The sequence below is a fragment of the Aliigemmobacter aestuarii genome (assembly GCF_004799285.1).
In the GTDB taxonomy this organism is placed as follows: domain Bacteria; phylum Pseudomonadota; class Alphaproteobacteria; order Rhodobacterales; family Rhodobacteraceae; genus Aliigemmobacter; species Aliigemmobacter aestuarii.
Map to the genome: position 1 here is coordinate 997,850 of NZ_SSND01000001.1, position 14,417 is coordinate 1,012,266.

The 14,417-nt window shown below is 65.9% G+C and carries 11 protein-coding genes; 1 reads left to right on the forward strand and 10 read right to left on the reverse strand.

Going from position 1 to position 14,417, the window contains the following annotated elements; translation table 11 throughout:
- Nucleotides 1-45: 45 nt before the first annotated feature.
- Nucleotides 46-1,455 carry a YcjX family GTP-binding protein gene (locus E7811_RS04815; RefSeq protein ID WP_136393423.1) on the reverse strand — a complete coding sequence of 470 codons (1,410 nt, stop codon included), beginning with the start codon at nt 1,453-1,455 and terminating at the stop codon, nt 46-48.
- Between the two features lie 123 nt (nt 1,456-1,578).
- On the opposite strand from E7811_RS04815, the gene truA reads away from it, so the two are divergent.
- The gene (truA, locus tag E7811_RS04820; protein ID WP_136393424.1) at nt 1,579-2,352 is read left to right on the forward strand and encodes a tRNA pseudouridine(38-40) synthase TruA; all 774 of its coding nucleotides are present in this window, start codon (nt 1,579-1,581) and stop codon (nt 2,350-2,352) included.
- Nucleotides 2,353-2,505: 153 nt separating this feature from the next.
- Here truA and E7811_RS04825 read toward each other — a convergent pair whose 3' ends face one another.
- The 9 genes from E7811_RS04825 to E7811_RS04865 form a co-directional block, all read right to left on the reverse strand.
- Complete coding sequence (locus E7811_RS04825; protein ID WP_136393425.1) at nt 2,506-4,581, reverse strand: 3'-5' exonuclease; 2,076 nt, start codon at nt 4,579-4,581, stop codon at nt 2,506-2,508.
- 3 nt (nt 4,582-4,584) lie between these two features.
- Complete coding sequence (locus E7811_RS04830; RefSeq protein WP_136393426.1) at nt 4,585-4,974, reverse strand: response regulator transcription factor; 390 nt, start codon at nt 4,972-4,974, stop codon at nt 4,585-4,587.
- A gap of 1 nt (nt 4,975) precedes the next feature.
- Complete coding sequence (locus tag E7811_RS04835) at nt 4,976-5,497, reverse strand: hypothetical protein (RefSeq protein ID WP_136393427.1); 522 nt, start codon at nt 5,495-5,497, stop codon at nt 4,976-4,978.
- Nucleotides 5,498-5,509: 12 nt separating this feature from the next.
- Entirely contained in the window at nt 5,510-7,333 is a 1,824-nt protein-coding gene (locus E7811_RS04840; protein WP_136393428.1) for a DUF294 nucleotidyltransferase-like domain-containing protein, read from the reverse strand.
- Between the two features lie 54 nt (nt 7,334-7,387).
- On the reverse strand, nt 7,388-9,343 hold the full coding sequence (locus tag E7811_RS04845; protein WP_136393429.1) for a sodium:solute symporter family protein: 1,956 nt from the start codon (nt 9,341-9,343) through the stop codon (nt 7,388-7,390).
- A 15-nt stretch (nt 9,344-9,358) separates the two neighbouring features.
- Nucleotides 9,359-9,616 (reverse strand): DUF4212 domain-containing protein, encoded by a 258-nt coding sequence (locus E7811_RS04850; protein WP_136393430.1) that lies wholly within the window; start codon nt 9,614-9,616, stop codon nt 9,359-9,361.
- 67 nt (nt 9,617-9,683) lie between these two features.
- Nucleotides 9,684-10,352 carry an adenylate kinase gene (locus tag E7811_RS04855; RefSeq protein WP_136393431.1) on the reverse strand — a complete coding sequence of 223 codons (669 nt, stop codon included), beginning with the start codon at nt 10,350-10,352 and terminating at the stop codon, nt 9,684-9,686.
- 16 nt (nt 10,353-10,368) lie between these two features.
- Nucleotides 10,369-12,333 (reverse strand): acetate--CoA ligase, encoded by a 1,965-nt coding sequence (gene acs, locus E7811_RS04860; protein ID WP_168732927.1) that lies wholly within the window; start codon nt 12,331-12,333, stop codon nt 10,369-10,371.
- 381 nt (nt 12,334-12,714) lie between these two features.
- Complete coding sequence (locus tag E7811_RS04865; RefSeq protein WP_168732928.1) at nt 12,715-14,382, reverse strand: SulP family inorganic anion transporter; 1,668 nt, start codon at nt 14,380-14,382, stop codon at nt 12,715-12,717.
- Nucleotides 14,383-14,417: the final 35 nt, after the last annotated feature.

Here is a 14,417-nt window from a genome sequence, read left to right on the forward strand (position 1 = left end):
CAATCTCGATCAGCGCGGGGCGCTTCAGGGGCGCGGGATCTTCGGTCAAATCATGTCTCCGATCAGGAATTCGGCGGCCCGGTCAAGGCGGATATGCGGCGGCCCCTCTCCGGGGCGCACCGTCATCCGCGCCGGGGCAAAGGCCATCAGCGCGAATTCGGCATCCAGCCAGGCCTCGGCGCCGCCGCGCGCGGGCGACAGCAGTCGCGCCGGGTCTTCCGGCAATTCGCCCGGATACATCACCGCCTGCTTGCCTGTCGTCAAAAGCCGCCCCCGCACCGCAGGAAGCGTGGCGCCATCGCGCGTAACCTCGGCCTCGACCGTGGCACGCAGCCCGGCCAGCGACATCGCCTCGACCCGCGCCCCGGCAAAGGCCGCGCGGTCGCGCGCCTCGCGCAGCATCGCCTGCATGATCGCCGTCAGCCGGGCGTGCTGGCTGTGATGCAGGTGATCGGCCTTGGTCGCGGCGAACAGGATCCGTTCCACCCGCTTGCCCAGCAGGATCTGCGACAGGAACCCGTTGCGACCCGGACGGAAGGCCGAAAGGATCTCGGCCATCGTGCGGCGCAGGTCCTCCAGCGCCGCAGGCCCCGCGTGGATCGCACCAAGAGCATCGACCAGGACGACCTGCCGGTCGATCCGGGCGAAATGATCGCGGAAGAAGGGTTTGACGACCTTGGCCTTGTAGGCATCGAACCGCCGTTCCATCTCGCGCCAGAGGGACCCGCGCGGGGTCATCGCGGGGCGCGGCAGGGGCGCAAAGGTCAGGACCGGCGATCCGGCCAGATCGCCCGGCAGCAGGAAACGGCCCGGCGTGCAGTCCGTCCAGCCCGCCGCCCGCGCCGCCCGCAGATAGGCGGTGAAGCCCGCGGCCAGCGCCTGCGCCTCGGGTTCGTCCAGTGGCCGCGATCCGTCAACGGCCCGGGCCTGGGCCAGCCAGCCCGCGGCCTCGGTCCGTTTCGCAAGGCGCGCAAGCGTCTCGTCCGACCAGTCGGCATAGCCCTTGTCCAGCAGCGCAAGGTCAAGAAGCCATTCGCCGGGATAGTCGATGATGTCCAGATGCAGCGTGCGCGGCCCGGTCAGTCCCGACAGGAACCCCGAAGGGCGGATCCGGAAGGACAGCCGCAGTTCCGACACGGTCCGCGTGCTTTCCGGCCAGCGCGGGTCGTCCCCGGTCAGGGCGGCAAGATGCGTCTCGTAATCGAAACGCGGCAGGGTCATGTCGGGCTGCGGTTGCAGGTAGGCGGCCTCGATCCGCTCGGCCCCCTTGAACTGCGGCATCCGCCCCCGATCCAGAAGGTTCGCGACCAGTCCGGTGATGAACACCGTCTTTCCGGCCCGCGACAGACCCGTCACACCCAGCCGGATCACGGGGTCGCCAAAGGGATCGGTCACGGTTGACACCAGCCCCTCGAGGCTCCGCCCGATCCCGTCGGTGATATCGCTCAGTCCCAAGTGCCGCCCGCCCGTTGCCGCCTGCGCCCCCAAGATAGGCAGGCCCCGCGTGGCTGAACAGGGGGGAAAGGTCCGCGCGTGCCGACCGTTGCCAGCGCGCGCGCCCCGCGCTATGCCCGCGCCATGCCCAGATTTGCACTGAAGATCGAATACCACGGCGGCCCGTTCAGTGGCTGGCAACGGCAGGCGCAAGGCCAGCCTTCGGTGCAGGCCGCGATCGAGACGGCGCTGTCGCGGCTGGAACCGGGGGCGCATACCATCGCGGCGGCGGGCCGCACCGATGCGGGCGTCCATGCGACGGGGCAGGTCGCGCATTGCGACCTCGCGCGCGATTGGGATCCGTTCCGCCTGTCCGAAGCGCTGAACTGGCATCTGAAACCTGCCCCGGTGGCGATCCTTTCGACGGTCCGCGTCGATGACACGTTCCACGCCCGGTTTTCGGCCATTGAACGGCGCTACCTGTTCCGCCTTGTCCAGCGCCGCGCGCCCGTGACGCATGATGCGGGGCTTGTCTGGCAGGTGATGAACCCGCTTGACCTTGCCGGGATGCGCGCCGGGGCTGCGCGCCTGATCGGGCATCACGACTTCACCACCTTCCGGTCATCCATTTGTCAGGCGCAATCGCCGGTCAAGACGCTGGACGAGATCGCGATCACCGAACACCCCTACCCCGGCGGGCGCGAATACCGCTTTGCGCTCAGGGCGCGCAGCTTCCTGCACAACCAGGTCCGGTCGATCGTGGGAACGCTGGAGCGGGTGGGCGCCGGGGGCTGGAGCCCCGACGACGTCAGCGCCGCGCTTGCCGCCCGCGACCGCGCCGCCTGCGGCCCGGTCTGCCCGCCGCAGGGGCTGTATCTGACCGGGGTCGGCTATCCTTCGGACCCGTTCGCGGGTTGACGGCGCCAGCGAGGGGCTAGCCGAAACGAAAAGGGGCCACCTTTGACCCGGATCGTCCCTCACCTGTTCGGAAATACACTCGGTGCGGTCAATCTGCCGCGGGCAACGAGGGCCAGACAGCCCCCCTATCGCCTGTGCGCCGAAAGCCCCGGATCAGTTCAGATCCTTCAACAGGCGGCCGTGGCGGCGCACTTCGGTCAGGACCTCGCCAAAGGTGGTCAGGCCGCGCCCCTTCAGCATGGGCACCAGCTTCAGGAAGGCATCGGCCGTGGCCACCGTGTCGCCGATGGCGGTGTGGCGGGCCTCCTCGGGGATGGTGATGCCAAGCCTGTGGCTCAGCGCATCAAGGCTGTGCACCTCGTGCTGGCCATAGACGACCGCCGAAAGAAGAACCGTATCGAGGATCGGGTTGTCGAAGCGCTGCCCGATCCCGTCTTCGTGGCGGCGCAGGAATTCCATGTCGAAGGGCGCATTATGCGCCACCAGCACGGCGCCCTCGGCGAACTTGTGGAAGGCGCGGCCCACCTCCTCGATGAAAGGGGCCTCGGACACCATCGCCTCGGTGATGCCATGCACTTCGGTCGATCCGGGCGGGATCGGGCGGCGGGGATTGACCAGCGTGTCGAAGACCTCGGCCTCGACCCGCTTGCCGTTGACGATCCGCACGGCGGCGATCTGCACGATCTCGTCGCCATGGGCGGGCATCAGGCCGGTGGTTTCGGTGTCGAAGACGACATAGGTCAGGTCTTCCAGGCGGGCGGCGGCCACTTCCTCGTTCCTCGCCTTCGACAGAAGATCGAAATCGTAGACGACGGCCCGGACGACGGGCTTTGGCCGCTTCACCTCGCGCCGGGCGGCGCGGATCGGCAGGCAAAGCTGCGCCCGGCCGGCCCCGGCGGGTTCGGGCCAGATCTCGGTCGCATGCGCCGCCAGGACCGAACGGCCCGTGACCTGCGGCACGGCGGGGTCAAGCGGTTCGGACAGCCAGCTTTCCAGGTCCGTGACGGAAAGGGTCCGGCCCTGCCACGACAGGCGGATCATGGCCTCGGTCCCGTCCTCGGCCAGCGTGACGCGGAAGGCGTCGCCATGCCCTGCCCGCGCCAGACGCAGCGCCAGCATGTCCAGAAGCCCGATCACCTCGAACCCGTTGCAGCGCAGCATGAGTGGCGCGGTTTCGGTTTCGACCCGGTAGCCGTCCGCCTCCATCCGCGCGCGCAGGCCGTCGATCAGGTCGGAAGCGCGGGTCAGGGACAGCGGCCAGCCTTCGCTGCGGCCCTCGTCGTGGCGGCGGCCCAGGTCGGTCACAGCCTGCGACAGGGCCGAGACCTCGTCGCGCAGCGCCTTTTCAATGCGGGGCGGCGGCGCTTCGCCTTCGGGCAGCACGCCCATCAGGGTGGCAAGGTTGGCCGCTGGCCGGCGCAGGCGGTCGAAGATTTCGGCCATCAGCGCCTCGCGCCGGGCATGCATCGCCAGATCGCCGGTCACATCGCGCAAGGTCAGGACATAGCCGGGGGCCGAACCCGCATCGACCGGCAAAAGCCGCATCCTTGCGGCAAGAACACGCGCCTCGCCCACCGTCGTGGCCAGCAGGTCCGAGGCGGCATCCTCGTCGCCGGTGGCGACAAGACGGTCATAGGCGAGCTTTACAGGCCCCGCCCGCAGGTAATCGAACAGCTTGCGGTCCAGTCCGGGCGCGGCAGCCCCGGCGCCGATCAGTTCCACAGCCTGCCCGTTGTAGAAGACCAGCTGATGATCGGCCGAACACAGCAGCACCCCCACGGGCACATCCGACAGCAGGGTTTCAAGCCTCTCCTTTTCCGAGGCAAGGCGCGTGGTTTCCCGTGCCACCGCTTCGGCCAGCGCATTGCGGGTTTCATCGAGGCTTGCCGCCGCCGCCTTCGCCGCGGGGGCCAGATCGCCCAGATAGCGCGCGATTTCGGCGTTCATGTCGCCCGACGCATCGGAATGGGCGCGCGCACGCAGCGAACCCGCCAGCGTCTCGATCGGTTTGGCGACGTTCATGTCGAACAGGTACCAGACCCAGGCGGTCAGTCCGAAGATGGCAAAGCCACCGACAGTGCCGCCCTGGATGAAGGCCGAAAGCGTTTCCGGATCACCAAGGCGCCGGTATCCCAGCCAAAGGCCGACCCCCACCGCCGCCACCGCCCCCACGGCCAGCGCGGCGAAGAACAGGAACATCCTTACCCGCAGGCTGAGCCTTGACAGCATGGATCAGGCCCCCTCGCCCAGCAGGCGGCGGACCTCTTCGCGCAACTCCTTCAATTCGAAGGGCTTCGAGATGAATCCGTCGGCGCCGAGGGCCAGACCCTTCTTGCGTTCGATGGCCGACCCGCGCGCGGTCATCATCAGGATCTTCACATCCGCAAGGTCCGGATCAAGCCGCACCCCCTGGCAGATCTCATAGCCGGACACTTCCGGCAGCATCACGTCGAGCAGGACCAGATCGGGATGCGTGGCGCGGATCCGCTCCAACGCCTCGCCGCCGCTGGCGATGCGGTCATGGTCATAGCCTTCGCGCGTCATCAGGAAATCCAGCGCGATGGCGATGTTGTCCTCGTCCTCGACGACGAGAACGCGATGTTTCCTCCCTCCGTCGGCCATATCAATCCTCCTGGCAGGCCGCCTTCTGCAATCTGTCTTCCGTCTCGGGTACAATCCATTCGGCACCGGTCAGCGTGCCATCGGGACCAATGTTCATGCCTTCCGTCACGGGCACGCGGCGCCCTTCGGCGCAGTCGAACACCATCAGGGCGTTTCTGGGGTTCTTCCAGCGTTCAAAGGCGAAAAGCTGCACGACCTTCAGTTCGGCGCGTTCCGGATGGCGGGCGGTCTTGGACCGGTCCATCGCCAGAAAGCCCGAAGTCATCGGCACGATGAAGGTCCAGGGGCGCAGGGCCTGCGGTTCGGTCCGGGTCTCGACGATCTCGAACCCCTCGGGCAGTTCGCCCGACACGCGGTCGAACCAGTCATATTCCAGCCAGATCGTCACGCCGATCAGCCCCGCCGCCGCGACGACCGTGACGAACCAGCGGGGAATCCTCGAACCGGAAATCTTGCGCATCAGCAGCGCGATCCCGCCAAAGCCCATGGCGGCGACGATGGCGGCGATCAGTTCGAGTGCCATGTTCTTCCTCTGTTATCCTCGCGCGCCACGGGCCGAGCCGATGGCGGATTGCATCGTCCGCACCACCACGAAGGCGTCGCGCAGGTGGCTTCGTTCGAAATCCGACAGATCGGACGGCGCCAGGAAATTGTCGGGCTTGCGGCCCGACCGGACCAGCCGCGCCTGGTTTTCCAGCCGGGTCTGGGCGATCAGGTCATAGGCCTCGATCAGGTCGCGCGCGCCCGAGGTCGAGATCACGCCCGCATCCTCGGCGGCCAGCAGGCGCGCGCGGGTGTTCGCCGGTTCCAGTTGGCCGATCAGCGTGTAGATGCGGCCCAGATCGACCACCGGCACCACGCCGTTGTGCTTCATGTCGATGTGGTTCTTGTGTTCGCCCGACCGGATCGTGGCAAAGCCCCGCAACAGGCCAAGCGGCGGCGTGTGTTTGAGGCTGTTCGAGATCATGTGCGCGACGAAGATGGAATTCTTCGCGGCCATTTCCAGCGTTTCGGCCTGAAGGTCGCGGAACAGGCTGGCGGCACCGCCGATCGGCCGCAGGTCGAACATCACGCTGGCCAACATCTGGGCCATCGGATCGGGCTTGTTGACCCAGCCGCTGAAATACCCGCGCCAGACCGACATGCGCTGGCACCATTGCGGGTTGGTCGCCATCATGTCGCCGGGGCAATAGACATAGCCGCAGGCGTGCAGGCCGTCCGAAACGAAGCGCGCCAGATCGGCGAAATAGGCCATGTCGTCATCGGTGGCGCTGTCGTCGATGAACAGGCAGTTGTCCTGATCCGACACGCCCGTCTGTTCCTGCCGTCCCTGGCTTCCGCAGGCCAGCCAGAGATACGGCACCGGCGCGGGGCCAAGCTGTGCCTCGCCCATGGCCAGAAGCCGGCGCGTCACCGTGTCGGCGATGTCGGTGATCAGGCGGGTGACGACCTCGTGCGCGTTGTTGCCGCCGACAAGCTGGACCAGCAGTTTCGGGATGCGCGCCGTGACGGCGGCCATTTCCTCGACCGTCTCGGCGGTGGCCGCGTCGCGGACCAGAAGCGCCGAGGACACGGCCTGAAACCGGGTGATGTCGGTCTGGGTGACCATGCCGACAAGGCGGCCATCGTCGACCACCGGCAGGTGTCCGATCCGGCGTTCCAGCATGATGTGAAGGATGTCGGAACCCAGGCTTTCGGGGGTCAGGGCCACCGGGTCTGCGGTCATCACCTCGCCCACGGGCGTGGCCGGGTCCATCCCGCTGGCCAGAACCTTGTTCGTCATGTCGCGGGTCGTCACGATGCCGACGAAGCGGCCATCCTCGACGACGCCCAGGCTTGAGACATGCGCGTCGCGCATCTTCTGTGCCGCGGTGCGCACGCTGTCGGCGGCGCCCACCGTGACCGGCTTGCGCGCCATCAGGTCGCCCACCTTCAACGTCGTCAGGTCGGTGTTGCGCCCCTCGGACGACCGGCCGCGGTTGAAGAACCGTTCGAAAGCCGGGAAGGTCGCGATCAGGCGCCGGAATTCGGCCGTGGGAAGCAGCAGAAGGACCGCATCCTCGGTCACGCGCGCGGTCGTCACCGCCAGCCCGTCGCGCATCAGCCCCCGTTCGCCGAAACTGTTGCGCACCCCAAGAAGCGACACAAGCCCGCCCGAAGGTTCCAGAACCTCGACCGAACCACGCTTGACAAGGTAAAGACCCTTGAGCGGCTCACCCGCGTGATAGACCTCTTCGCCCGCGGCGAATTCCCTGCGGCTGAAGGAACCGGCGACCCGCGCCAGTTCGTCCCGCGGCAGGGTATCGTAGGGATGGACGCTTTCCAGAAAACCGATGATGGGATCGTCAGATGGAATCATGGTCGCCGCCCTTGTTGGGTGGCGCGCCCCCTGAGCGGGGACGCGCCGTCATCATCAGTGGGCCTGCGCCTTGCCGGCGCCGCGCGGGATGCGGATCGATTCCACCAGATCCACCACTTCGCGCGGCGGAGCCTTGGTGGCCATCGACACGATCCAGGCCACGCCGAAGTTCACCAGAGCACCGATGGTGCCGATGGACAGCGGCGAGATGCCGAAGAAGTGGTTGGCCGGGGTGTTGGCATACACGTTCGTGCCGGGGATGAAGAACCAGCCCAGGTAGAGGAAGATGTAGACCGCGGTGAACACCAGACCCGCCAGCATGCCGAGGATCGCGCCTTCCTTGTTGATGCGCTTCGAGAAGATGCCCATCATCAAAGCCGGGAAGATCGTCGCGGCAGCCAGACCGAAGGCCAGCGCCACCACCTGCGCGGCAAAGCCGGGCGGGTTCAGACCCAGCCAGGTCGCCACACCGATGGCAACCGCCATCGAGATACGCGCGGCCAGCAGTTCACCCTTTTCCGAGATGTTCGGGTTCAGGGCGCCCTTGATCAGGTCGTGCGAGATCGCCGACGAGATCGCAAGCAGCAGACCGGCGGCGGTCGACAGAGCGGCAGCCAGACCACCGGCAGCCACCAGAGCCACGACCCAGCCCGGCAGAGCCGCGATTTCCGGGTTCGCCAGCACCATGATGTCGTTGTCGACCTTGGTCAGTTCGTTGCCGACCAGACCGAGTTCGGCCAGCGACTTGTCGCCAAGCTTGGCTTCGGCCAGCGCGGCGGCCTGAGCGGCCTGCGCTTCGGTCACGGCAGCTTCAAGCGGGGCCTTGTCGGCATCCGCCGCGGCTTCGGCAAGTGCCTTCTGGGCATCGGCCACAGCCTTGTTGGCGGCCGCCACGGCAGCCGGTTCGTTGAAGTACTGGATCATGCCGTCGCCGTTCCGGTCTTCAAAGTTCAGCAGGCCGGTGGCTTTCCAGGTGTTGATCCAGGACAGTTCGGGCTTGCTTTCGATATCGGCGATCGAAAGCGCCGGGGCCGACAGGGCCGGACCGGTCACGGCACCGGGCCAGAAGGTCGTCGTCAGGTTCAGACGGGCCATCGCACCCACCGCCGGAGCGACAGTGTAGAGCAGCGCGATGAAGACCAGCGCCCAACCGGCCGACGAACGGGCGTCCGCAACCTTCGGAACGGTGAAGAAGCGGATGATCACGTGCGGCAGACCCGCGGTACCGATCATCAGCGCCATCGTGAACAGGATCATGTTGAACATGTTCGAGGTTTCGGCGGTATAGGCGGTGAAGCCCAGTTCCGTCACGAGGCTGTCCAGCTTGGCCAGCATCGAGATTTCACCGTTCGAAGGCGCATAGCTGCCGATCAGGCCGAGCTGCGGGAAGAAGTTCCCGGTCAGCGCGAGCGAGATGAAGATCGCCGGGATGGTGTAGGCGATGATCAGGACGATGTACTGCGCCACCTGCGTGTAGGTGATGCCCTTCATGCCGCCCAGAACGGCGTAGGCGAACACGATCGCCGCACCGATATAAAGGCCCATGTCGGTCGACACTTCGAGGAAGCGCGAGAAAGTCACGCCCACACCGCGCATCTGGCCGATCACGTAGGTGACCGAGATCACGATGAGGCAGATCACCGCCACCAGACGCGCCGTCGTCGAATAGAAACGGTCGCCGATGAATTCCGGCACGGTGAACTTGCCGAACTTGCGCAGATAGGGGGCAAGCAGCAGCGCCAGAAGCACGTAACCACCGGTCCAGCCCATCAGGAAGGCCGACTGCTGATAGCCGCCGGCAGGTGCCAGCGCGATGATGCCCGCCATCGAGATGAACGACGCGGCCGACATCCAGTCGGCGCCGGTGGCCATCCCGTTCATGATCGGGTTCACACCCTGACCGGCGGCGTAGAATTCCGCGGTCGAGCCCGCCCGGGCCCAGATCGCGATCCCGATGTAGATGGCAAAGGTGATGCCAACCACGATCAGGTTAAGGGTAAACTGATCCATCTGTCCCCTGCTCCCTTATTCGTCCACACCGTGTTCCTTGTCGAGCTTGTTCATCCGCGCGGCATACGCGAAGATCAGCACGAGGAACACGTAGATTGACCCGTTCTGCGCGAACCAGAAGCCCAGATCGGCGCCGCCGACCATGATGCCCTTCAGCGCGGGGCGAAGGATGATGCCAAGCCCGAACGAGCACGCAAACCAGACCGCCAAAGAAATGAGGATGATCCGGACGTTCGCGGCCCAATAGGCGTTGGACGATGATTTGTCCGCCATGAGTGCTACTCCCTGAGGTTTCTCTCCATACCACCGCCCCCCTTCCCCGAGGGACGGCAGCCTCCCTTCACGCCGAAACGCGTTTCACGATGGCCGCGAGCCCGTCGCGGATGTCGGCGATGGCACCCATCGCGTCGATCCGTTCCAGAACAGCGCGCCCGTCGTAATAGGCGATCAGCGGTGCCGTCTGGGCGTGATAGGCCTTCAGCCTTTCGCGCACCGTCTCGGCGTTGTCGTCGGCCCGGCGTTTGAACTCCGTGCCGCCGCATTTGTCACAAGTGCCTGCGTGGGCGGGCTGCTTGAATTCGTCGTGATATCCCTCGCCGCAACCGGCGCAGGTGTAGCGGCCCGAAACGCGGCCGACCATGGCCTCGTCGTCCACTTCCAGGCTGATCGCCGCCGTCACCTTCTGGCCCTTTTCGGCCAGCATGGCATCCAGCGCCGCGGCCTGGCCATCGGTGCGGGGGAAGCCGTCGAGGATGACGCCGCGCGCGGTGTCAGGTTCGGCCATGCGGTCCTTCAGGATCGCCAGAACGATCTCGTCCGAGACAAGCTGACCCGCTTCCATCACCGCCTTGGCCTTGCGGCCCGCCTCGGTGCCCGCGGCCACGGCCGCGCGCAAGAGATCGCCGGTGGAAAGCTGGACCAGCCCGAAATCCTCTTCGAGCATCCGGGCCTGTGTGCCCTTCCCGGCCCCCGGAGGACCGAGAAGGATCAGAACGGGAGTATCCGCCATGATGTCAGCCACCCCGTCAGCCACGGTTCATCCGGTTTTCGATCAGTTCGTCCACCACCGAGGGATCGGCCAGCGTCGAGGTGTCGCCCAGGCTGCCAAAGTCGTTCTCGGCGATCTTGCGCAGGATGCGGCGCATGATCTTGCCAGAGCGGGTCTTGGGCAGGCCGGGGGCCCACTGGATCAGGTCGGGCTTGGCGATCGGGCCGATCTCGGTCCGGACCCAGGCCTCAAGCTCCTTGCGCAGCGCGTCGGTGGGTTCGACCCCGTTCATCAGCGTGACATAGGCATAGATGCCCTGCCCCTTGATGTCATGCGGATAGCCCACGACGGCGGCTTCGGCCACGGCCTCGTGCGCCACAAGCGCGCTTTCGACCTCGGCGGTGCCCATCCGGTGGCCCGAGACGTTGATCACGTCATCCACGCGCCCGGTGATCCAGTAATAGCCATCCGCATCGCGGCGGCAGCCGTCACCGGTGAAATAATAGCCGCGGTACTGCGCGAAATAGGCTTCCTGGAAGCGTTCGTGGTCGCCCCAGAGCGTGCGCATCTGGCCCGGCCAGCTGTCGGCGATGCACAGCACGCCATCGGTTTCCGTCTCGGTCTTGACCTCGGCGTTGGCCGGGTCCAGCACCACGGGCTTGACCCCAAAGAACGGGCGCGTGGCCGAACCCGGCTTGGTCGGGATCGCGCCGGGCAGCGGGGTCAGCATGTGGCCACCGGTCTCGGTCTGCCAGAAGGTGTCGACGATGGGGCATTTGCCTTTGCCGACATGGGTGTTGTACCAGTTCCAGGCTTCGGGGTTGATCGGTTCGCCCACCGAACCCAGGACGCGCAGCGACGACAGGTCGTGCTTTTCCACCCATTCCGGCCCCATGCCCATCAGGCTGCGGATCGCGGTGGGGGCGGTGTAGAACTGGTTCACCTTGTGCTTGGCGCAAACCTCCCAGAAGCGGCCTGCATCGGGATAGGTGGGCACGCCCTCGAACATGATCGTGGTCGCGCCATTGGCCAGCGGCCCATAAAGGATGTAGCTGTGGCCGGTCACCCAGCCCACGTCGGCCGTGCACCAGAACACGTCACCTTCATGATAGTCGAAGGTATACTGATGGGTCATCGAGGCATAAACTAGATAGCCGCCCGAGGTATGCACCACACCCTTCGGCCGCCCGGTCGAACCCGAGGTGTAAAGGATGAACAGCGGGTCTTCCGCGCCCATTTCGGTATAGGCGCAATAGGGCTTGGCGGCGGCCATCTCGGCCTTCACGTCGATGTCGCGCCCGTCGATCCAGGTGGTCTGGTCGCCGGTGTGCTTGACCACCATGCACTTGACCTTGTCCGAGCAGTCGAACAGCGCCTTGTCGGTGTTCGACTTCAGCGGGGTCTTCTTGCCGCCGCGGGGCGCGAAATCGGCAGTGATCACCACCTTGGCTTCGCTGTCGTTGATCCGGTTCGCCAGCGCGTCGGGCGAGAAGCCCGCGAAGACGACCGAATGAATAGCGCCGATCCGCGCGCAGGCCAGCATCGCATAGGCCGCTTCGGGGATCATCGGCAGATAGAGGACGACGCGATCGCCCTTGCCCACGCCATGTGCCTTGAGCACGTTGGCCATGCGGCTGACGCTTTCCAGAAGCTGGGCATAGGTGATGTGCTGCGCCGGGGTCTTCGGGTCATCGGGTTCCCAGATGATCGCCGTCTGGTCGCCGCGCGTGGCGACGTGACGGTCGATGCAGTTGGCGCTGACGTTCAGCGTGCCGTCCTCGAACCACTTGATCGACACCTGGCCGTAATCGAACGTGGTGTCCTTGACCTTGGTATAATCCCGGATCCAGTCGATGCGCTTGCCCTGCTCGGCCCAGAAGGCCGCCGGATCGGCCACCGAAGCGGCGTACATCTTTTCGTAGCCGGCTGCATCGATATGCGCCTTGGCGATGAAATCAGCCGAAGGGGGGACCATCCCCACGACCTGACCCTGATCCGACATGCAAGCTCCTCCATCCTTGGCGGCCGATCCGCCGCCGATTCCGTCCAAAGGGGCGCGTGGGCTCTCGCGCACCCGGTCTCGTGCGCACTGTAAACCATTAAGGCGAAAATCAGTAACCCTTTTTATTGATTGCGTTTTTCTGTAAATTAATTTTCGCGTTTCACGTGAAGTTTGTAAATTGCGTAAATTTTGCCGGATATTTGCCGTGTTTTTCAGCGCGTTACGTGTTCACGCTTCGGTGATCGACACCACGGATTTGCCCATCATCTGGTGGTCTTGCGCCAGAGCGACCCAAGAAAAACGCAGTCGCCTTGGCGGCAATTGCGCTGGACGGGTCGGTTTCGAAAGAAAGTTGCGCTCTGGCTTAGCGCTAACGGCGAATCAAGTGCTGTCGCCATGCCCGTACTCGGCCAGAGCCTCGTCCAGCGACGCGCGATAGCTGACATGCGGTTCGCGCACGCCCTGCGCCAGAAGGATGCGGCGCACTTCGGGATTGGCCCCGGAAATCACCAGATGGCCGCCCTGCCGGGCGCATTTCCGCGCCAGAAGCTCGAACGACCGCGCGCCCGAGGAATCGATAAAGGGCACATCGGCGAAATCGACCACATAGGCGTTTGGCCGGTCGGCGATCCGTTCCAGCACGGACCCCAGCCGCGCCGCCGCGCCAAAGAAAAACGGCCCGCGCAGCTTGTAGAAAACCACGTCGCTGTCCGATGCCTGCCCGGCCTCGGGCACATGTTCCCGCCGTTGCCCCGCCGGCGCGACCTCGGCCGCGTCCGACATGCGGCGGATGAAGACCAGCCCGCCCAGGGCAAAACCCACGATGATACCTTCGGTCAGATCGCGGAACACGACCAGAAGGAAGGTCACGATCACCACCATCGCATCCCCGCGCGAGGACCGGACGAGGTTCCACAGCTCTTCCTTCTCGGCCATGTTCCAGGCCACGACCGCCAGCACACCGGCCAGTGCCGCCAGCGGGATATAAGCCGCAAGCGGCGCCGCGATCAGCATGAAGGCCAGGACGAACAGCGCATGCAGCATTCCCGAGACAGGCCCGCGCGACCCGGCCCTGACATTGGTCGCCGTGCGCGCGATGGTGCCCGTGACGCAGAAGCCCCCGAACAGCGCCGATCCGATGTTGGCCACGCCCTGCGCCAACAACTCGGCGTTCGACCGGTGCTGGCGTCCTGTCATCCCGTCGGCCACGACGGCCGACAGAAGCGACTCGATCGCGCCAAGAAGCGTGAAGCTGAACGCCCAGGGCAGCGCCGCCTGAACGGCAGCCCAGTCAAGCGAGGGGATCGTCGGTGCGGGCGGCACACGGGGCAGTTCGCCGAACCGCGTGCCGATGGTTTCGGCAGGCAGGGCCAGCGCCCAGGCAAGAACGCCCGCCAGCACGATCGAGATCAGCATCCCCGGCCAGTGCGGCCGCCAGCGTTTCAGCCCCAGGATCACCGCAATCGTGCCCGCCGCCAGCATCACCGCCGCCCATGTCACGCTGCCCCGCGCGGACCACAGCGCCTCGACCTTGTGCAGGATCTCGGCAGGTTCCGGCCCGGCCAGTGTCAGCCCGAACAGGTCCTTGATCTGGCTGGCGAAGATGATCACCGCGATCCCGGCGGTAAAGCCCACGGTCACTGGATAGGGTATGAACTTGATGTAGGTGCCCAGCCGCAAGGCCCCGGCGGCGATCATCATGAAACCGGAAAGGAAGGTCGCAAGGATCAAACCCTCAAGCCCGGTCGCCATGACGCAGGCCGACACCAGCACGATGAACGCGCCCGCCGGGCCGCCTATCTGGAACCGCGATCCGCCCAGGGCCGAGACGAGGACCCCCCCGATGATCGTTGTGTAAAGGCCGCGCTCCGGCCCGACGCCGCTGGCGATCGCAATGGCCATCGACAGGGGCAGCGCCACGATCGCGACCGTCAGCCCGGCCATGACATCGGCACGGAACTGCGCCACGCCATAGCCTTCGCGCACTACGGTGAACAGTTTCGGGGTGAACTGTTCCCATCGGTCCGTGGCGCGGCTTGCGTCCGACATCTGTCACCTGTAGCGATTGACCGGTGCCAGCAAAG

Bases quoted from the DNA above. Each gene is read 5' to 3' on its own strand.
- truA (WP_136393424.1), top strand. From the start codon at position 1,579: ATGCCCAGATTTGCACTGAAGATCGAATACCACGGCGGCCCGTTCAGT.
- E7811_RS04825 (WP_136393425.1), bottom strand. From the start codon at position 4,581: ATGCTGTCAAGGCTCAGCCTGCGGGTAAGGATGTTCCTGTTCTTCGCC.
- E7811_RS04830 (WP_136393426.1), bottom strand. From the start codon at position 4,974: ATGGCCGACGGAGGGAGGAAACATCGCGTTCTCGTCGTCGAGGACGAG.
- E7811_RS04835 (WP_136393427.1), bottom strand. From the start codon at position 5,497: ATGGCACTCGAACTGATCGCCGCCATCGTCGCCGCCATGGGCTTTGGC.
- E7811_RS04840 (WP_136393428.1), bottom strand. From the start codon at position 7,333: ATGATTCCATCTGACGATCCCATCATCGGTTTTCTGGAAAGCGTCCAT.
- E7811_RS04845 (WP_136393429.1), bottom strand. From the start codon at position 9,343: ATGGATCAGTTTACCCTTAACCTGATCGTGGTTGGCATCACCTTTGCC.
- E7811_RS04850 (WP_136393430.1), bottom strand. From the start codon at position 9,616: ATGGCGGACAAATCATCGTCCAACGCCTATTGGGCCGCGAACGTCCGG.
- E7811_RS04855 (WP_136393431.1), bottom strand. From the start codon at position 10,352: ATGGCGGATACTCCCGTTCTGATCCTTCTCGGTCCTCCGGGGGCCGGG.
- acs (WP_168732927.1), bottom strand. From the start codon at position 12,333: ATGTCGGATCAGGGTCAGGTCGTGGGGATGGTCCCCCCTTCGGCTGAT.
- E7811_RS04865 (WP_168732928.1), bottom strand. From the start codon at position 14,382: ATGTCGGACGCAAGCCGCGCCACGGACCGATGGGAACAGTTCACCCCG.